The sequence below is a fragment of the Rhizobacter sp. genome (assembly GCF_046595475.1).
GTDB lineage: Bacteria > Pseudomonadota > Gammaproteobacteria > Burkholderiales > Burkholderiaceae_C > Rhizobacter.
The window spans coordinates 1-18,093 of the sequence record NZ_JBKJOQ010000121.1; the positions used below are offsets into that span (position 1 = coordinate 1).

General features: G+C 66.3%; 14 protein-coding genes. 10 read left to right on the forward strand and 4 right to left on the reverse strand.

The window, feature by feature from the left end; genetic code table 11:
• Positions 1 to 188: 188 nt before the first annotated feature.
• Positions 189 to 590, reverse strand: a complete 402-nt coding sequence (locus AC30QB_RS21700) for a VOC family protein (protein ID WP_489548356.1) — start codon at positions 588 to 590, stop codon at positions 189 to 191.
• A 236-nt stretch (positions 591 to 826) separates the two neighbouring features.
• Between AC30QB_RS21700 and AC30QB_RS21705 the strand changes: the two genes are divergently transcribed.
• The 3 genes from AC30QB_RS21705 (at position 827) to AC30QB_RS21715 (ending at position 4,288) form a co-directional block, all read left to right on the forward strand.
• Positions 827 to 2,455, forward strand: coding sequence for a serine/threonine protein kinase (locus tag AC30QB_RS21705; protein WP_489548357.1), 1,629 nt, complete (start codon positions 827 to 829; stop codon positions 2,453 to 2,455).
• A 121-nt stretch (positions 2,456 to 2,576) separates the two neighbouring features.
• A complete protein-coding gene (locus tag AC30QB_RS21710; protein WP_489548358.1) occupies positions 2,577 to 2,765 on the forward strand; it encodes a hypothetical protein in 189 nt (62 codons plus the stop codon).
• Positions 2,766 to 2,836: 71 nt separating this feature from the next.
• Entirely contained in the window at positions 2,837 to 4,288 is a 1,452-nt protein-coding gene (locus AC30QB_RS21715; protein WP_489548359.1) for a cytochrome P450, read from the forward strand.
• Positions 4,289 to 4,359: 71 nt separating this feature from the next.
• Here the strand turns inward: AC30QB_RS21715 and AC30QB_RS21720 are convergent, their stop codons facing one another.
• Together AC30QB_RS21720 and AC30QB_RS21725 are read right to left on the reverse strand one after the other, a co-directional pair.
• Complete coding sequence (locus AC30QB_RS21720; protein ID WP_489548360.1) at positions 4,360 to 6,567, reverse strand: Ig-like domain-containing protein; 2,208 nt, start codon at positions 6,565 to 6,567, stop codon at positions 4,360 to 4,362.
• Between the two features lie 131 nt (positions 6,568 to 6,698).
• A complete protein-coding gene (locus AC30QB_RS21725; RefSeq protein ID WP_489548361.1) occupies positions 6,699 to 7,784 on the reverse strand; it encodes an AraC family transcriptional regulator in 1,086 nt (361 codons plus the stop codon).
• A 150-nt stretch (positions 7,785 to 7,934) separates the two neighbouring features.
• Here AC30QB_RS21725 and AC30QB_RS21730 point away from each other — a divergent pair, with 150 nt between their 5' ends.
• Entirely contained in the window at positions 7,935 to 9,113 is a 1,179-nt protein-coding gene (locus tag AC30QB_RS21730; protein ID WP_489548362.1) for an alkane 1-monooxygenase, read from the forward strand.
• A 148-nt stretch (positions 9,114 to 9,261) separates the two neighbouring features.
• A complete protein-coding gene (gene pssA, locus AC30QB_RS21735; RefSeq protein ID WP_489548363.1) occupies positions 9,262 to 9,882 on the forward strand; it encodes a CDP-diacylglycerol--serine O-phosphatidyltransferase in 621 nt (206 codons plus the stop codon).
• A gap of 151 nt (positions 9,883 to 10,033) precedes the next feature.
• Here pssA and AC30QB_RS21740 read toward each other — a convergent pair whose 3' ends face one another.
• On the reverse strand, positions 10,034 to 11,179 hold the full coding sequence (locus AC30QB_RS21740; RefSeq protein WP_489548364.1) for a hypothetical protein: 1,146 nt from the start codon (positions 11,177 to 11,179) through the stop codon (positions 10,034 to 10,036).
• Between the two features lie 51 nt (positions 11,180 to 11,230).
• Here AC30QB_RS21740 and AC30QB_RS21745 point away from each other — a divergent pair, with 51 nt between their 5' ends.
• The 5 genes from AC30QB_RS21745 to AC30QB_RS21765 form a co-directional block, all read left to right on the forward strand.
• The gene (locus AC30QB_RS21745; RefSeq protein ID WP_489548365.1) at positions 11,231 to 11,860 is read left to right on the forward strand and encodes an RluA family pseudouridine synthase; all 630 of its coding nucleotides are present in this window, start codon (positions 11,231 to 11,233) and stop codon (positions 11,858 to 11,860) included.
• A 57-nt stretch (positions 11,861 to 11,917) separates the two neighbouring features.
• Positions 11,918 to 12,367 carry a YybH family protein gene (locus tag AC30QB_RS21750; protein WP_489548366.1) on the forward strand — a complete coding sequence of 150 codons (450 nt, stop codon included), beginning with the start codon at positions 11,918 to 11,920 and terminating at the stop codon, positions 12,365 to 12,367.
• Complete coding sequence (locus tag AC30QB_RS21755; RefSeq protein ID WP_489548367.1) at positions 12,364 to 13,596, forward strand: MFS transporter; 1,233 nt, start codon at positions 12,364 to 12,366, stop codon at positions 13,594 to 13,596. Before AC30QB_RS21750 ends, AC30QB_RS21755 begins: the two co-directional genes overlap by 4 nt.
• A gap of 97 nt (positions 13,597 to 13,693) precedes the next feature.
• Complete coding sequence (locus AC30QB_RS21760) at positions 13,694 to 16,942, forward strand: NAD(P)-binding protein (RefSeq protein ID WP_489548368.1); 3,249 nt, start codon at positions 13,694 to 13,696, stop codon at positions 16,940 to 16,942.
• 103 nt (positions 16,943 to 17,045) lie between these two features.
• Positions 17,046 to 18,093, forward strand: a 1,048-nt coding sequence (locus tag AC30QB_RS21765) for a 7TM diverse intracellular signaling domain-containing protein (RefSeq protein WP_489548369.1), incomplete at its 3' end; no start/stop codon positions are given.

Here is an 18,093-nt window from a genome sequence, read left to right on the forward strand (position 1 = left end):
AGAAGGTGTTACCCATGTCTGTGCACACCCGTTACCCCTGTCCCGCGTCTGAACATCGACACAAAGAAAGGAGGTCGGCCGCCGGGCCGAACTCCCGGCGCGGCCTCACGCAGTGAACAAGATCACCGCAAAACCGACCGGGTGGCGGTAAGGCTGAGCGTTTGGTGCCGGGAATGACGTGGCAGCAATCAGCCCAGCGCCAGGAACTCAACCCAGTTGCCGTCCGGGTCTTCAACCATGGCGATCTTCACGCCCGGGCGCAGCTCGCGCTCTTTCATCACCACCTTGTGGCCGGCGTCAGCGCAAGCCTGCACCATTTCGGCGAGGTTGCTGACGGTCATGGTCCAGTAGCGATAACCGCTGCCGCCCTGGGGGCCGCCAGGTGCCGCAACGGCCAGTGCCTTGTCGAGCACCACCAGCTTGATCATGCTGTCGCCGCACAGCATCTGGTGCATCAAGCCGCCGCCGGGCATGGGCATGTCACGCAAATACTTGAAGCCCAGCACGTCGCGGTAGAAGCCCAGCATGGCCGGGCCGTTGGTGGTGACGATGCCGAGGTCGATCGCCTGCTTGGTGAGTTGCACGCCCATGTCTCGCGTCCTTGTGTGGTGGATGGAGGCGGCACGGTAGCACTGGCTGGCGGCGAGATGCGTCGCGAAGGCAACACCTTCGGCCGCTTCATCCACCGCCCAACCGAGAGTTTGTTGGCACCTCGCCACGCCATCGACCCTGGCGCTGTACGGCGGGCGCGCCCTTTGCTCTATAACCCTGCGGGGGCGGCTTGCGCCCCGTTTGATGCCCACAGCGCCCTTCAAGAATTCCCAAGATGCCCTCTTCTGATTTCGGCCCCTCCACGCAGCAATTCGACGCGGCGCTGACACGTGATGCCTTGCCCTCAGGCACGCGCCTTGGTGGCTACCAGATCATCGATGTGCTGGGCCGTGGCGGCTTCGGCGTGGTTTACCTGGCGCTCGACTCATCCTTGCAGCGCCAGGTGGCGATCAAGGAATACCTGCCCACCGCGCTGGCCGCCCGCCGCAGCGGCCCCCAGGTGGTGCCCAAGCCTTCGGCAACGCCCGAGGCTTTTGCGAGCGGCAAGACCGCCTTCCTCACTGAAGCCAAGCTGCTCTCGCGCTTCGAGCACCCGTCACTCGCACACGTGCAAAGTTTCTGGGAAGAGAACGACACCGCCTACATGGTGATGCCCTACTACGGCGGCCAGACCCTCGCGTCCACCCTGAAGGCCCTGCCCCACCCGCCCGACGAAGCCTGGCTGCGCGCCATGCTCACGCCGCTGCTGAGCGCGCTGAGCACGCTGCACGCCATGCAGTGCTACCACCGCGACATCTCACCCGACAACATCTTCATGCTGGCCGAAGGCCGGCCCGTGCTGCTCGACTTCGCGGCCTCCAACCGGGTGGCCAGCGACAAGGCCTTGTCGCTCTCGGCACTGCTCAACCCGGCCTATGCCCCGATCGAGCAGTACAGCGAATCTGCCACGCTGCCGCAAGGGCCATGGACCGATCTCTATGCACTCGCCGGTGTGCTGCATTTCGCCATCACCGGGCAGCCGCCGGCCAGGGCCACCGCGCGCACCGCGGCCGACCCCCAGCGCCCCCTGGTTGAAGCCGTACGCGCACGCGCCGCGCAGTTCCCCGCAGTGCTTTACAGCGCGGCCTTTCTGGCTGGCATCGACAAGGCCCTCTCGGTGAAGCCACGCGACCGGCCTCGTGACGTGGCCGACTTTCAGAAATGGCTAGATCGCACACCGGCGTCTGCTGCCCCTCCGGTCTCTGCTGCTGTTTCGTCGTCTCCACCGGCGCCAGCATTCAACGTACGGCCGGCGCGGGAAGAGTGGGTCGCCACCGACAGCGGCCTGCAAACAGCTGCCCCGCCCCCAGGCCGCCAGGGCCCGCTGTGGGTGGCCAGCCTCTGCGCCGTGGCCTTGGCAGCGCTTGGCGGCTGGTGGTGGACGCAAATGCGGCCCGGGCCGTCGTCGGTCGTGGCCGCAGCGCCAATCGCAGTGAGCGCGGCCGTCATAACACCCGCATCCCTGCCGGCTCAGGTCCCCACCATGTCGGCATCGACCGTTGCACCCGCTGCATCGCCGCCACAGCCCGCCGCCAGCGCAGCGTTGGTCGCTGAAGCGCCAGCGAGTGCCGCCACCGCGGCATTGGCCCCCACGGCCTTGGCACCCGCGGCGGCAGAAGCATCCGCCGTGTTGATAGCGCAAGCCGCACCCGAAAAGCCCCGCAGCAAGAAAGCAGAAAGGGCAGAAGCGGCCGCCAAAGCCGCTGCCACCGCTGCTGACGCGGAAGCGAACAACCCCCGCGCCGTGTGCGGGTCGCGCGCAAACTTCTCGCTGTACTACTGTCTGCAAACGCAATGCAAGCGCCCGAAGTTTGCGCTGCACGCGCAGTGCATAGAGCTGAAACAGCGCGGCGAGCTTGAGTGATTCCGCATGGTGGAAGCAAGGCACAGGCTTTACCTTGCAGCAACCTGGCCACGTCAACACCCGCCCACCTGCAACCGTTGACACCCTGGGGGCCACACCTCGGCGCCCAGGAGTAAACACAATGCATAAGTTCATCAACCGCCGCGTGCTCGGCGCCTTGGGTGTGGTGCTCGCCACGCAATTGCTCAGCGCGTGCGTGGTGGTGCCGGTGCCAGCCTATCGGACACGCGCCGTCGTCATTGAGCCAGGCTACGGCCCCGGCTACTACGATTACCACCATCGCGATCGAGATCGCGACTGGCGCAGATAACCCCCGCGCCAGTTGACTCAGAATGGGCACCGCCGCCAGGTCTTGGCGCGGTGCCCCTTCGCGAGATCATCATGGCCATCACCACCTCGGCTGCGCCGCTGCGCAGCATTGCCGACCTGCCGGGGCCGCGTGGCATCCCCGTGCTGGGCAACGCCCTGCAGATCAAGCTCGATCGCATACACCTCGACGTAGAGAAGTGGGGCCGCGAGTTCGGGCCTTTCTTCCGCTTCAAGCTGGGCACGATGAACGCCTTTGCCGTCACCGACCACGAGGTCATCGCCGGCCTGCTGAAAGACCGGCCCGATGGGTTTCGGCGCACCACGCGGTCGAGCACCGTGGGCCTAGAGATGGGCCTCAAGCCCGGCGTCTTCGGCGCCGAGGGGCAGGCTTGGCGTGACCAGCGGCGCATGGTGATGGCGAGCTTCGCGCCTGGCCACGTGCGGGCCTACTTTCCTTCGCTGCTCAAGGTGACGAAGCGCTTGCAAGGGCGATGGCAGAAGGCCGCGCGCAGCGGCACCACCATCGTGCTGCAGGAAGACCTGATGCGCTACACGGTCGACGGCGTGGCCGGCCTCGCCTTCGGCACCGACATGAACACGCTGGAGTCTGACCACGAGGTTATCCAGCAGCACCTGGACAAGATCTTCCCCGCACTCTTCAGGCGCATCTTTGCGCGCTTCCCGTACTGGCGCTACTTTCGCCTGAAGGTCGACCGCGAGCTCGACCGCAGCGTGGTCGCGATCAACGAAGCCATCGGCCAGTTCATCGCGCAAGCGCGTGAGCGCATGCGCAATAACCCGGCGCTGCGCGAGCAGCCCACCAACCTGCTCGAAGGCATGATCGCCGCCGCCGACCAGGGCGACAGCGGTGTGAACGATCAGCACGTGGCCGGCAACGTGCTCACCATGCTGCTGGCCGGCGAGGACACCACCGCCAACACGCTGGCATGGATGATCTACCTGCTGCAGCGCAACCCGCAGGCCCTGCAGCGCGCCACCGAAGAGGTGATGCGCCTGGCGCCAGCCCCCGCCGACTTCACGCCCGAGCAGATGGCCTCGCTCGACTACCTCGAAGCCTGCGCATCAGAGACCATGCGGCTCAAGCCGGTGGGCCCGTTCATCGTGCTCGAAGCCCTGCGCGACCACACCGTGGCCGACATTCACGTGCCCCAGGGCACCTTCGTCTGGTGCGTGATGCGGCACGACAGCGTGAGCCAGAGCCATTTCCCCGACCCCACGGCCTTCAACCCTGCGCGCTGGCTCGACCACGCCGACCCTTCGCTTACACCCAGCTCGCCCAAGCGCGTGGCCATGCCGTTCGGCGCCGGTGCCCGCGTGTGCCCGGGCCGCTACCTCGCCATGCTCGAGATCAAGATGGCGATGGCGATGCTGCTCAGCAGCTTCGAGATCGACAGCGTGGGCACGCCCGACGGTGGTGAGGCCCGCGAGCACATGGCGTTTGCCATGTCGCCGGTGGGCCTCACGCTCAGGCTGCGCGAGCGTTCCGGAATCCGTTCGCACTGAGCCTGTCGAAGTGCCCGCACCGAGGCTGGCGCTGGCTTGGACAGGCTCAGCCCGAACGGAGGCGGTGCGTGTTATGGAATGAAGTTCAGCCCCTCCGGCAGCGGCAGCGTGATCGGCGTCTCGAAGAACGGCCCCGCGCCGTCGGGGTCGATCACCAGCGCGCCGTTGGATGCAAAGAACACTGCGATCTGCGCTTGCGCCGCCACTGCATACGGGGCTGTCGCCGCATTGCCGATGTTGGTCAGGAAGGTGTGCGGCCCCTTGCCCACGGCGTTGTTGGCGGCGTAGGCCAGGTCGTTGCGGAAGTAGGTAACGCGATCGGCCAGGTCACCTGCGCGCACGATGGCGGTGCTGGTCGGGTTGGGCACCACGGTGTCGCCCTTGGCGAATTGCACGATCACCGGCTTGGGCGCATTGCCTCGCAGCGGGTTCTTGCGGATGTACGAGGCATACGACACCGGGTTGCCCGACTGCTGCACCCACTCGTTGCGCTCCAGCAGCTGCTGAATCGCCATGGCACCGGCCACGCTGTTGACCACCGGTGGCAGGTTGCGCAAAGGGATGTTCTCGTTGAACGCGATGCCGCTGGGGTCGACCACGTTGATGAGCGAGGGCACACGCGTGGCGAGGGCCTGGCCGGTGAGCCCGCGGAACACGCCCAGGCGTGCCACCTCGGTGATGGAGCCGCCCGGCACATTGGGCACACCGGCCTGGATGTTGGGCTCCACGCCCAGCAAGATGGTGCCGTAGATGCCGCCGAAGGACTGGCCGGCGTAGTAGATGCGTGAGGCATCAAGGTCGACCGCGCCGTCACCGTCCACATCAACACCGCCTTCGATCTGGCGCACCAACTGCATCAGGTCGACCACCGTCTGGCGCAGGCCATCGCGGCTGCTGATGATGGTGCGCGGCGCGGTGGCGTTCACGCCTTCGGTGGAGTCGATGCTGCCATTGCCGTCCTGGTCGATGCCGCGCCCGCCCGCCGGCACTGCCACTGGCGCGCCACCCGTGGGCAGCACGTTGAGCGTGCCCAGGGCGCCACCGCCATGGCCCACCACGTTGATGGCCACGGTGGCGATGCCGCGCGAGGCCAGCACCGAGGCCACCGTCCACGGCGCGCCATACATGCTGTCGGTGAAGCCGTGGCCGAAAATGGCCACAGGCCAGCCGCCCGCGGGCTTGGGCGACGAAGGCAGGAACATCTCGACGATCAGCTCATTGCTGCCCTGCACCTGGGGCTGGCCCAGCAAGGTCGGCGTGACGGGGATGTACTTCTGCGGCGTCTGGTAGTCGGGCGAGCGGAACTTGCCGAAAGCCAAGCTCGCCACCGAGCCGGGCACCACGTTCAAGGCCGGCGTGGGCAGGAAGGACGGCGTGAACACCGGAGCGGCACCCGTCTGCCGGTTGAACTGGATACCGGCCAAGGCGCTCAGCGCAAACACCGCGCGTGCGGGGCCTGCGGCCGAGGTGCCGATGTTGAAGTCGATCGGCGCAGGGCGTGAGTGCTTGATCTGCGCGCGGATCTTTTCCAGGTCAGCCGTGGTGCTCTGGGTGGTGAAGAGGCTCAGCGCCGCAATGCGCGCGTGCGGGGCGCCGCTCACGTGCTGGCCATCGAGCAACGACTTTCCGTAGTCGGCGTCGTCGCGGTCTCTGTCTTTTTCTCTGTCTTTGTCGCGACCCTGGCCTCGCCCGAAGTCTTGGCGAAAGCGGCCGAAGGGGCCTGCCTCGATGGCGTGGCCCGCTGCGTCGCGCACGCCGGTGGTCACCACCAGCACATAGCGGGAGTGCTCGGCCAGCAAGGCGTCGGACTCGACCGCCAGCGTCTTGGAGGCCACGTCCCACAGCACCTGGTTGATGCCCACGCGTTGACCGAAGCCCCAGCCGCTCAGGGTGTCACCCAGGTTCACCAGGTAGACGGTGTCGCTGGTGACGCTGGCGGGGTCGATGTCGCCGCTGAACGGGATGGTGATGCGCGGCTGGGTGTTGAAGCCGTCGAGCTGGTTGATCACGTCGATGTCAGCGCAGTCGCTGGGCCGCGCCGCGCAGTCGGGCTTGGGCAGGTTCACGCGCTTGAAGGTCTTTTGCGTCCAGTCGACCTTGGTGAAACGGTCGCTCGGGAAGGGGCTGGTGGCGGGGCTGGCCAAGTCGAAACGCACGTGCACGCCGGCCGCACCTGCCCAGGCCGGCACGGCCAGCAGCGCGGCCGCGGCGGCCCACGCTCGCCAACGTGCAGCGGGTGGCGATGAATCACAGGGTTTGCGAGTGTGGAAAGCGCTCATTCAAGGTCTCCTGGCGTTGTGATTGGGGCGGGGCCCGCAGCGCGGTTTCGCACCTGCGGGCGAAACTTATACCGCCGGCCCCGCGCTGCTACCAGTGCACGTATTCACCAGTGGAATTAAGACCAGTGCTGTCAGCCCCGCGTGCGCGCCGACTCGCGCAGCGCCCCCGGCGTGGCCGCGAACCAGCGGCGCACGGTGCGGCTGAAGTTGGAGACGTCGACATAACCCAGCCGGCCCGCGATCTCTTCCACCGGCAGCTCCGTGTGCTGCAGGAACCAGAGTGCGCGCTCCTTGCGGGCGGCGTCGAGCAAGTGCTGGTAGCGCGTGCCGTCGGCACGCAGGCGGCGCATCAGGGTGCGCGGCGACAGGCCGCACTGCGCGGCCACATCCGCCAGCTGTGGATACCCGCCTGCAGGCGAGCCGACGTTCGCGCCGATGTTTGCGCCGATTTGCACGCCCGCCAGCAGGCTGGCCACGCGCTGCGCGAGGCTGGCGCCGGCCATCTCGGCGAGCGCCTCCTCGCAGTCGCGGCACGCCGCTGCATGCGCTTTGGCATCAGCACCCAAGCAGGGCAACGCAAGCGCCGCGGCATCGAAATGCAGGGCCAGCACGGGCTGGCCGAAGCGCATCTCCACGGGCGCGAAGCGCTGGTATTGCTCGCGCCAGGGCGGCGCGGCGAACGGCAGGTCCACACGCAGCGATGCCGGCCACTGGCCCACGGCCGTGGCCACCACGCGCAGCACGGCGGCGAGCACGGTGTCCACCACGAAGCCGCGGCCCGGGCCCAGGTCGGCCAGCTCAACGGCACGCACCACCGCGCCGCCGGCCTGCGGCGTGTAGCTCCAGCAGAGCGCGTCGTTGCGTATGGCGGCATAGCGCGCGAGCGTCTCCAGGGCCTCGCGCAGGCGGTGCGCGGTGACGGCGGCGTAGCCCAGCGCGCCGTGGGCCGAGACGGGGGCGTTGTCGCCCAGGTCCAGCCCCAGCCAGGGCCGCCGGGTGGCTGCCATCGCCGCCTGCGCGAGGCGCATCACCGTTTCGCGACCGAGGCGGCGGTCTTCGGTCATCAGCGTGCCCCAGTCCAGCCCCGCGGCCGCGAGCACGCGGTCGCCGTCCACCTCGGCTTGCTGCAGCAGCATGCGCAGCAAGCGCGCGTAGATGGGGTGCACGAGCGCGCTGTGCTCGGGCATGCGGTGCGACGGGTCGCCACGTGTGGCCATGGGGTCTTCCCTGCCTCGCAGGGGTTGCACGGGTTCGTGTCACTTTATGACGACTGAATGTCGCCGCCATCGGTGTTTGCCGCAGCGCGGCGCGGCCACACTCCGCAACATCAGCAGCCAGGGGCTGTGTGAAATCTGGAGACAACGCACATGAGTTTGAAACTTCCGCAGCACCCGACGCCGCCGTACCGCGACCACAAGCGCCTGGCCTGGATCATGTCGCTGGCGGTGCCCGTGGCGGTGGCCACCGGCCCGCTGCTGTGGCAATGGCAGCGCACCACGCTGATGCTGTGGCTCCCGGTGATCTTCTTCTACCTGATCGCCCCGGTGATCGACCTCGCGCTCGGCCACGACACCAGCAACCCGCCCGAGACGGCCGTGCCCGGCCTGGAGGCCGACCCCTACTACCGCGTCATCACCTATGCGCTGGTGCCGCTGCTGTGGGGCGCGTTCATCTACGCCGCCTGGTTCAGCCAGACCACGCCCATCACCTGGGTGGGCGAGATCGGTCTGATCATTTCTACCGGCGGCGTGGGCGGCTTCTGCATCAACCTGGGCCACGAGATGGGCCACAAGGGCTCGACGCTGGAGCGCTGGCTCACCAAGTTCATCCTCGCGCCCACCTTCTACGGGCACTTCACGATCGAGCACAACCGCGGCCACCACCGCGACGTGGCCACGCCCGCCGACCCGGCCTCTTCGCGCATGGGCGAGTCGATCTGGCGCTTTGTGCTGCGCGAGATGCCGGGCGCCTTCCGCCGCGCTTGGGCGCTTGAGCGCGAGCGCATGCGCATCGACCGCCAGCCGTTCTGGTCGCCGCTGCACAACGAGCTGATTCAACCCGCGCTCATCACGCTCGCGCTGTGGGGCGGGCTCAGCCTGTGGCTGGGGCCGCAGGTGCTGCTGTTTCTCGTGCCGACCGCGTTGTGGGCGAACTTCCAGCTCACCTCGGCCAACTATGTGGAGCACTACGGCCTGCTGCGCCAGCAGGGGCCCAACGGCCGCTACGAGCCCTGCCAACCGCACCACTCGTGGAACAGCAACCACGTGTTCTCGAACTGGGCCACCTTCCACCTGCAGCGCCACTCGGATCACCATGCACACCCCAAGCGGCGCTACCAATCGCTGCGGCACTTCGATGACGTGCCGCAGCTGCCGAATGGCTACTTCGGCATGTTTCCGGTGTCCTACTTTCCCCCGCTCTGGTTCGCTCTGATGGACAGGCGCCTTGTCGAAGCCGTCGGCCACAACCCCGCGCGGATCAACTTCGCGCCTGGCCAGAAAGAGCGGCTCATGAAGCGCTTCAAGCTGGTCGAACGCACGGGCTGAGCAGCCCGTGGTCTTTCTGTACACAAGCCTCGTGGTGATCTCGGGCCCCGCGCTTTGGCGGATAGCATGCAGGCATGCGATTCCGAAGACGGCTCGCGCATGGCCTGCAGCGCTCGCTGACCCCCACAACAGCAGAAAGACACCCCCAATGAGCACCCTCAACAAGCCGTTCTCGATGATCCGAGACTTTCATCTCGCAGACTGGTTCACGCTCGCCAATGCCGTGTGCGGCGTGGGCGCGCTCTTTTCCGTCATGACCTACCTTGAGCTGAGCGACGTGCGGCACATCTACTTCGCCTGCGCGCTGGTGCTGGCGGCACTGGTGTTCGACATCCTCGACGGCCGCATCGCCCGCTGGCGGCAAAAGACCTCGCTGCTCGGGCGCGAGCTCGACTCACTGGCCGACGTGATCTCTTTCGGCGTGGCCCCCGCGATCATTGCCTATGGCTGCGGCATGCAAGGCCTGTACGACCGCATCGTGCTGGCCTTCTTCGTCGCATGCGGCGTGTCACGGCTGGCGCGTTACAACGTCACCGCCGAGACCCTGTCGGGCGGTGGTGACAAGGTGAAGTACTTCGAGGGCTCGCCCATTCCCACGTCCATCCTGCTCGTGGCGGTGTTGGCGGCGGCGGCATGGGCAGGCGCCGTGCGCGCAGACCTGTGGTTCGGTGAGATCGGAATCGCGGGCTTCAAGCTGCACCCGCTGGTGCTGATGTTTGCCGTGTCGGGCTCGCTGATGATCAGCCGCATCCGCATTCCCAAGCTCTGAGGCCTGAGTCATCAGGGTTCTTGATTGGCGACGAACCTCAGCAAAGCTCCGTTCGGGCTGAGGTATCGAAGCCCAGCGCTGGCCTTCGATACCTCAGGCCGAACGGAGCTAAGCGAACAGTCTTGGGCACTGAGGTTGGTCGCCAATCAGGTCAGGGTTTGAGGGGCTTGGCCATCGCCTCGCGCCACAAGGCCATGGCCTCGCGCGGCTGACCGGCTTCGTCAAAAAGACCGGTGTCACGCCAGACCAGCGAGGTGGTGTCGCTGCCCAGGGCGTTGGCCCACAGTGCGTCGAAATCACGCACCGAGAACCAGACCACGTAGCGCAGCTGGTGCCGCTGGGCGGCGTCGAGCATCACGCGCACGTAGTTGCGCTGCTTGGCCGGCGTGCCGCTCCAGGTGAGCGTGCTGCCATTGTTGGGCAGGCTCCACACCTGCGCCGGGTAGCTGGTTTCGGAGATGGCGCGCGGCTTGACCTGCATTGCCGCAGGCAAGCGCGCGAACAAAGTATCGAAATAGCTGTCGGGGAAGCTGTCGGCCAGCAGCCCGCTCATGAAGGCGTGCACCGAGAACACCGCCTGGTCGGTGCAGGGCGCGAGATCGGCCAGCGCGGACTGCTGTGCCGCCAGGTCGTACTCGCTGGAGTACTCGGGAAAGAGTGCCGGTGCCAGCACCGACACCGTGACCGTGAGCGCCGGCCGCGCGGCCTTGAGGGCGCGGTAGGTGCTGCAATGAAGGTCAACATACTGCGCCCACAGCGCCGGCTGCTTCAGCTTGAGCTGGTTGGCCTCGATGCCGATCTGCAGCACTTCGGGCGCCAGCGCGTCGGCCACACGCAGCGCGTAATTCAGATAGGCCGCCTTCACGTTGGCATGGTTGAGGGCGTAGGTGCTCCAAGGCGCAGGCAGCGCGGCGCTGACGGTGTCGCTGCGCAGCAGCGCCAAGCCGTCGCGTCCGAGGTTGAGCGGGTTGATCTGCACCAGCACGGCCTTGCCGGTGGCGCGCGCGCGGCGGTCCGCGAGCAGCTGCGCATAAGAAGCGGGAAAGGGGTCGCCCGACAGCGCCTGCGGCCAGGGCACGCCTTCTTCGAGGTGCTGAGAAACAATGTCGCCCTCGGTGCGTATGGTTTGCCACGTCCAGTCCACAGCAGCCGCGGTGGCGTCGTAAGGCCAGGGGCTGAAGCCGAGGCGGCTTTCGCGCATCGCGGTGGGCGGTGGCGTGGCGTTGTTACCGCCCCCGCTGCTGCCGCCACATGCAGAGAGCACGACCCAGGTACCGAGAGCAATCAAGCGTTTCATGGACGCGAGAATACGGCGAGCCTGTGCCCGCATGGCTCACAAAGCGTAACGATGACACCTGCCCCCGACGTGATCTACCTGGACGACAGCCTGCTGGTCGTCGACAAGCCCGCCGGGCTGCCCTCGGTGCCAGGCCGGGCGGTGGGCTTGCAAGACTGCATGGCCTCGCGCGTGCTCTCGTTGGCGGCTGACGCGCTGGTGGTGCACCGCCTCGACATGGCAACCTCAGGGCTGCTGCTGTTTGCGCGCGGCAAGGCCATGCAACGCCAGCTCAGCCACGCCTTTGCACAGCGCGAGGTGGGCAAGCGCTACGTGGCGGTGGTGGCCGGCTCGGTGGCGGCCGATGCGGGCCAGATCGACCTCCCCCTCGTCACCGACTGGCCAAATCGCCCGCTGCAAAAGGTCGACTTCGACATCGGCAAACCCTCATCGACGCGCTACCGAGTGCTAGAGCGATTGGGCACGCAAACGCGCGTGGCGTTAGAGCCGCTGACGGGGCGCTCACACCAGCTGCGCGTGCACATGCTGTCGCTCGGCCACCCGATCGTGGGTGATGGCTTGTATGCGCCAGGCCCTGTGCGCGAGCAGGCGCAGCGGCTGCTGCTGCATGCGTGCTGGCTGAGCCTGGTGCACCCGGTGTCGGGCGAGACGGTTTGCTTCGAGAGTGAAGTGCCGTTCTAGCGGGTGGTGGTGGCCTCGTAACATCGTCATCCACCTTCCAAAAGCCCAGGAGCCAACATGCCCTCCCTACGCCTCATCGTCGCCATCACCATGGCAGTATGGCTGGCGGCCTGCAGCACCACCGCGCCACTGCCAGTAGACCGAGTCGCCCTGCAACGCCAGGTCACGCAAGCCGAAACCGCCTTCGCCAAGACCATGGCCGACCGCAACCACGCAGGCTTTGCGAGCTTTCTGGCCGAGGACACCATCTTCTTCTCAGGCCCCACGCCCTTGCACGGCAAGGCCACCGTGGCCGAGTGGTGGAAACGCTTTTTCACCGCGCCTGAAGCCCCTTTCTCCTGGAAGCCCGAGCGCGTGGAGGTGCTGGACAACGGCACGCTGGCCATGACCACCGGCCCGGTGTTCGACCCGAGCGGCAAGGCGGTGGCAAGCTTCACCTCGGTGTGGCGGCAAGAGTCGCCAGGTGTCTGGAAGATCGTCTTCGACAAGGGCTGCAACTGCCCATGACCGAGAGCGCCCCCATCGGCACCGCCAGCCTCTTCGGCTTGCGGGCCTTCATGCGCTTCTGGTACGCGCGCGTGGCCGGCACCACCGGCAACCAGATGCTGATGGTGGCGGTGGGCTGGCAGATGTACGAGCTGACCGGCAGCGCTTGGGACCTGGGCTTGGTCGGCCTGCTGCAGTTTCTGCCCGCCCTGCTGCTCACGCTGGTGGCGGGCCACGTGGCCGACCGCTACGACCGGGCGCGCGTTCTCGCCTTGTGCATGGCGGCCCAGGCGGTGATGGCGCTGCTGCTGATGGCGGCCACGCAGGGCCACTGGGCCAGCAGGCTGCTGCTGCTGGGGCTGTCGGTGGGCCTGGGCATCGCCAAGGCCTTCCAGATGCCCGCGCAGCAGGCCCTCGTGCCTTCGTTGGTGCCCAACGCGGTGCTGCCGCGCGCACTGGCCTTCAGTTCGGTCGGCATGCAGACGGCCATCATCGGTGGCCCGGCCTTGGGTGGCTTCCTCTACGTGGCCGGCGCGAGCGTGGTGTATGCGGTGTGCGTGGCGGCCTTCATCGTTTCCGGCGTGATGTTCCTGCGCATAGGCCACCCGCACGTGCCACCGCCCAAGGAGCCGGTGTCGCTGGCCACGGTGCTGGCAGGCTTCAGGTTCATCTGGCAGCGCCCGGTGGTGCTGGGCGCCATTTCGCTAGACCTGTTTGCGGTGCTGCTCGGCGGCGCCACCGCCTTGCTGCCCATGTTTGCCAAAGACGTGCTGCACGTCGGCCCTTGGGGCCTGGGCCTGCTGCGCGCCGCTCCTGCTGTGGGCGCGCTGTGCATGTCGGCGCTGCTGACGCGCTGGCCCATCACGCGGCGGGTGGGCCGCGTGATGCTGGGCTCGGTGGCGTTGTACGGGCTAGCGACAGTTGCTTTTGCCATGTCGACCGCGTTCATTCTGTCGTTGCTAGCACTTTGGGTGAGTGGGGCGGCCGACATGGTGAGCGTGGTCATACGCCAGTCTTTGGTTCAGCTGGAAACACCCGACGCCATGCGCGGCCGGGTGGCGGCGGTGAATTCGATCTTCATCGGGGCGTCGAACCAGCTCGGCGAGTTTGAGTCGGGGGCCACGGCCGCGCTGCTCGGGCCGGTGGGCTCGGTGCTGCTAGGAGGAATCGGCACCTTGGCCGTGGCCGCGTTGTGGATGAAATTCTTTCCCGCCCTGGCACGGCGAGAACGCCTGACCGAGCTGCCTTGAGTCAGTCGTAGCAGTAGGCACCGGGTTTTCACGACACAGGGGCGCCAGGGTGCGAAGCGATACTTCGCGCCACATCAGCTGCCCAACAACAAACACCATGACAGCATCGAAGACGAATCGCCCAGACTTTCTCTATCCGGGCGGCTCGCCACTGATGCACCCGCCGCTGCAGCTCAAAGACTCGGAGATGTACGGCTTCTTCGTCAAGGGCGACCTGGCGAAGCTGCAGGCCACGGTCGACAGCACGCTCACCGCAGTGGCCGGCGGCGAGATGCGCTTCCAGGTGTTTTCACCGTTCGTGATGCTCACCTTCACCAAGGTGCAGCGGGCCTACTCCACCAGGCCCAGTGACCAAGCCAAGGGCTGGGGCGAAGAGACCGACATCATCACCTGGGTGATGGTGGGTCAAATCAAGAAGAAGGCCCCAAGGTCGACGCAAGCGTCGCCCGCCCCCCAAGGGGATTCCGGAACCTTGGGGCGGCCCGGCGGTTCCGAAGGCGAGACCGGCATCAGCCGCGTGTTCTTCTACCCCTGCCACATCTGGGTAGACGATGGCATGGCCATGATCAACGGCCGCGAGCTCTTCGGCTACCCCAAATACTTGTGCGACTACACCATGCCGGCCTCGGGTGAGCCGGCGCGCTACTTCTCGTTGGCCGCGAAAGGCTTTCAACCTTTCTCGCCCGACTCACCGCTGGTGCAGCACCCGATTCTGGAGGTGGCGGCCACCACCAACCGCAGCGGTGTACGCAAGCTCGGCGGCTTCGTCGAGCTGATCGAAGAAGCCATCGAGCTGATCGCGGCCAACCTGCCCACTACGCTTGAGCTCGACCAGGAAGGCTGGGCGCAGATTGCCGGCATGCTGCGCAGCCCGGGCTGCGAGCAGATCTTTCTGAAGCAGTTCCCGGACGCCTCCGGTATCAAGGCGGTTTACCAGGCCATCGTGGCCGCACCGGCCATGGTGACCGCGGTGCACGGCGTGGAGGTGTTCGAAGACGACTACGAGCTCACGCTGCACCCCTTTGCCAGCTTCCCGCTTAACGACACGCTGGGCCTGCCGCTGGGTGTGCAGCAGGCCATCTTGCCCTTCCACCTGAGCTTCGACTTCGAGGTGACGCCAGGCGTTGAAATCCACGACAACTCGCAGATCGCGCCACAGAAGATTGCGGTGCTCGGCGGCGGCGTGGCCGCCATGACCGCGGCCTTCTACCTCACCGACCAACCCGGCTGGCAGAACCAGTACGACATAACCGTCTACCAGATGGGCTGGCGGCTGGGCGGCAAGGGTGCCAGCGGCCGCAATGCCGCTTTGGGCGATCGCATCGAAGAGCACGGCTTGCACATCTGGTTTGGCTTCTACCAAAACGCCTTCAAGACCATACAGCGCGCCTACGAGCTGATGGGGCGCCCTCCCGGCGCACCGCTGGCCACCTGGCAAGACGCCTTCAAACCTCAGCATTCGTTCGCCCTCAGCGAGCTGATCGACAACACCTGGCGCCAGTGGGTGATCGACACACCCCTCATGCCGGGCGTGCCAGGCAATGGCGACGAGGACATCGGCCTGTGGGACATCGCACTCACCATGTACGAATGGATCAAGCAGTGGCTGCACGACCTTGACAGCAAGCACGGCGTGGCCTCAATGACATCGACCACCACCGTCACCACCACTTCAGTGTCGGTGACCGAGTTCGACGTGGGCGACTGGCTGCACACGCTCGCCGCGCATGTGGAGCGCACGGTCGAAACCATCGTGTCCGACGTGCACAGCGTGTTTGACGCGGCCCTCACCTTCGCGCAAAGCCTGCCAGTGCTCGGCGAGCAAGACGAAGGCCATCACGCGCTGCAGGCCGCCGCCCTCAAGGGCGTGCGCGGCGCACTGCAATCGCGCTTCGGCGAGCGCGCCGAAGCCAGCGACGTGAGCGACGAGCTGCGCCGGCTCTACATCTGCATCGACCTGGCCATCACCTCGCTGATCGGCATGTTCGAAGACGGCGTGTTCACCAAGGGCTTCGACGTCATCAATGACGAAGACCTCTACGACTGGCTGATACGCCACGGCGCCAACCCCAAGGTCAGCGTTTATTCGGCGCCCATACGCGGCCTGTACGACCTGGTGTTCGCCTATGAAGACGGCGAGTTCGACAAGCCCAACATCGAAGCCGGCACCATGCTGCGCGGCATCTTGCGCATGAGTTGCGGCTATCAGGGCGGCATCATGTGGAAGATGCAGGCCGGCATGGGCGACACCGTGTTCACGCCCTTCTACGAGGTGCTTCAACGCCGCGGCGTGAAGTTCAAGTTCTTCCACCAAGTCGAAGAGCTGCTGCCCGACGCCGACGGCAAAAATGTCGGCCAGATCCGCATCACGCAGCAGGCCCAACTGGCGGGTGATGACTACCACCCGACCCGCCCGGTGAAAGGCCTGCAGTGCTGGCCCAACCAGCCGCTTTACGACCAGCTCGACCCGGCACAGGCCGCACTGCTGCAAGCCACCCCGCAAGTGAACCTCGAATCAAACTGGAGCGACTGGCCCGAGCGCTATCAAAAGGAATTCGGCAAACCGCTGCCAAGCCTCACGCTGCAGCGCGGCGTTGATTTCGACAAGGTGGTGTTCGGCATCTCGGCCGATGGCCTGGCCCAGTTGTGCCCGCAGCTGGTGGCACGCAGCCCGGCGCTTCAGGCCTCGTGCAAATATGTGAAAACCGCCGCCACGCAGGCCTACCAGCTGTGGCTGAACAAAACCGTGGAGCAGCTGGGCTGGACGTATTTTGGCCGCGACCACGAAGAGCCGGTGCTGACCGCCTTCAGCGAACCCTTCGACACCTGGGCGCCGATGGACCAGACGCTGATACGCGAAAACTGGCCCACCCGGTTTGAGCCCAAGAACATCTCCTACTTCTGCAGTGCGCTGCCCATCAAGGACTACCCGCCGTTCACCGACCACGACTTCCCCGCGCGCATGGCCGAGCAGGTGAAGCAGTCGGCCGTCAACCAGCTCAAGCACCACATTTATGCGCTGTGGCCATCGGTGGCCACAGCAGAAGACTTCGATTGGGCCAGCCTGATCGACACCACTGCGGCCACCGGCGAGAAGCGCTTCGACAGCCAGTACTGGCGCGCCAATGTCGACCCGTCGGAGCGCTATGTGCTCTCGGTGGTCAACAGCACGCAGCACCGGCTCAGCACCCACGGCACCGGCTTTGACAACCTGTACGTGACCGGTGACTGGATCAAGACAGGCGTGAATGCCGGCTGCGTCGAAGCGGCGGTGATGGCCGGCATGCAGGCCTCGCAGGCGATCTGCGGCTACCCCGAAACAATCGCGGGCGAGAAGGATCTTTGAGCCATGTGTGACTTCCGTCGCGGTGCAGGCTCGCTGTCACGTCCAAGCACGGAACTTCTGGTTACATTCGGCCGCACTGCCGTTTGACGGAGCCAAAACTGCGATGCCTCTGTCGTTCACTTTCCTGACCCGGCGTTTGCCGGCGCTGCGCTGGCTGGCCCTGGCCTTCGGCTTGTTGTCTGCCGCAGCCTGGGGCCAGAGCCCGATCTCGCTCAACGCCGATGCCGAAGTAGAGATCGCAGCGCGCGGCCAACTCTACGCGGCGCAAGAAGAAACGCCGCCCGCCACCGCCGCCGAGCTGCCCGCCTGGCTGGCCAAGCAGAAGCAGGTGGAGCGCGTGAGCCTGTTCGGTGGCGCTTACTGGTTCTACGCCACCGTGCAGAACGACACCTTGCAAGCGCGCTGGGTCGTTGACCCCACGGGCGCGCTGATGGAGCGCATCGAGGTGCACGTTTATGCGCAGGGCTACCCGGTGCAGTCCTTCATCACCGGCTACAACGCAAGCAGCAGCTACATGCTGCACTACGGCGGCAATGTCGACCTGCCGCCCGGAGCGCAAGCACAGATTCTGCTGCGCATCGAAAGCCGCTACTTCGCACGCTACCCGAGCGTGTATGTGGCAAGCCAGGCGGGCTATCGCAAGACGGTGGTGTCCGAGAACGTGCTCACGCTCAGCGCTCTGGGCGCAATGCTCACGCTCGCGCTCTACAACCTCTTCGTCTACTTTGGCGTGCGTGACAAGGCGATGCTGTACTACGCCATGTACCTGTTGACGGCCACCGCCTCATGGGCGATGACGCTGCACGTGGCGTCCGACTGGCTGGGCTGGCGCGGGCTGGCGTGGCACTACGTGGCCTTCTTTTTGGGTGCGGTATTCAACACCAAGTTCTTCCTGGAATTTCTACGCCTCAAGGAGCATGCGCCGCGGCTGGCCTGGGTGGCACGCGGCAACATGTACGCGGCGCTGGCGCTTGTGCCCATCTGCTTCATCTCTGTGGCCTACGCGCACCTGCTGGCCACGGCAGTGATCTCGATCACGCTCACGCTGGCGCTGGTGTCGGGCATGATCCGCCTCGGCCAGGGTTTCCTGCCGGCGCGCTACTTCCTGGCGGCCTTCTTCGCGCTGCTGCTGCCAGCCGTCTTGATATTGC

Coding starts and splice junctions, on each gene's coding strand:
- AC30QB_RS21700 (WP_489548356.1), bottom strand. CDS start 590: ATGGGCGTGCAACTCACCAAGCAGGCGATCGACCTCGGCATCGTCACC.
- AC30QB_RS21705 (WP_489548357.1), top strand. CDS start 827: ATGCCCTCTTCTGATTTCGGCCCCTCCACGCAGCAATTCGACGCGGCG.
- AC30QB_RS21710 (WP_489548358.1), top strand. CDS start 2,577: ATGCATAAGTTCATCAACCGCCGCGTGCTCGGCGCCTTGGGTGTGGTG.
- AC30QB_RS21715 (WP_489548359.1), top strand. CDS start 2,837: ATGGCCATCACCACCTCGGCTGCGCCGCTGCGCAGCATTGCCGACCTG.
- AC30QB_RS21720 (WP_489548360.1), bottom strand. CDS start 6,567: ATGAGCGCTTTCCACACTCGCAAACCCTGTGATTCATCGCCACCCGCT.
- AC30QB_RS21725 (WP_489548361.1), bottom strand. CDS start 7,784: ATGGCCACACGTGGCGACCCGTCGCACCGCATGCCCGAGCACAGCGCG.
- AC30QB_RS21730 (WP_489548362.1), top strand. CDS start 7,935: ATGAGTTTGAAACTTCCGCAGCACCCGACGCCGCCGTACCGCGACCAC.
- pssA (WP_489548363.1), top strand. CDS start 9,262: ATGAGCACCCTCAACAAGCCGTTCTCGATGATCCGAGACTTTCATCTC.
- AC30QB_RS21740 (WP_489548364.1), bottom strand. CDS start 11,179: ATGAAACGCTTGATTGCTCTCGGTACCTGGGTCGTGCTCTCTGCATGT.
- AC30QB_RS21745 (WP_489548365.1), top strand. CDS start 11,231: ATGACACCTGCCCCCGACGTGATCTACCTGGACGACAGCCTGCTGGTC.
- AC30QB_RS21750 (WP_489548366.1), top strand. CDS start 11,918: ATGCCCTCCCTACGCCTCATCGTCGCCATCACCATGGCAGTATGGCTG.
- AC30QB_RS21755 (WP_489548367.1), top strand. CDS start 12,364: ATGACCGAGAGCGCCCCCATCGGCACCGCCAGCCTCTTCGGCTTGCGG.
- AC30QB_RS21760 (WP_489548368.1), top strand. CDS start 13,694: ATGACAGCATCGAAGACGAATCGCCCAGACTTTCTCTATCCGGGCGGC.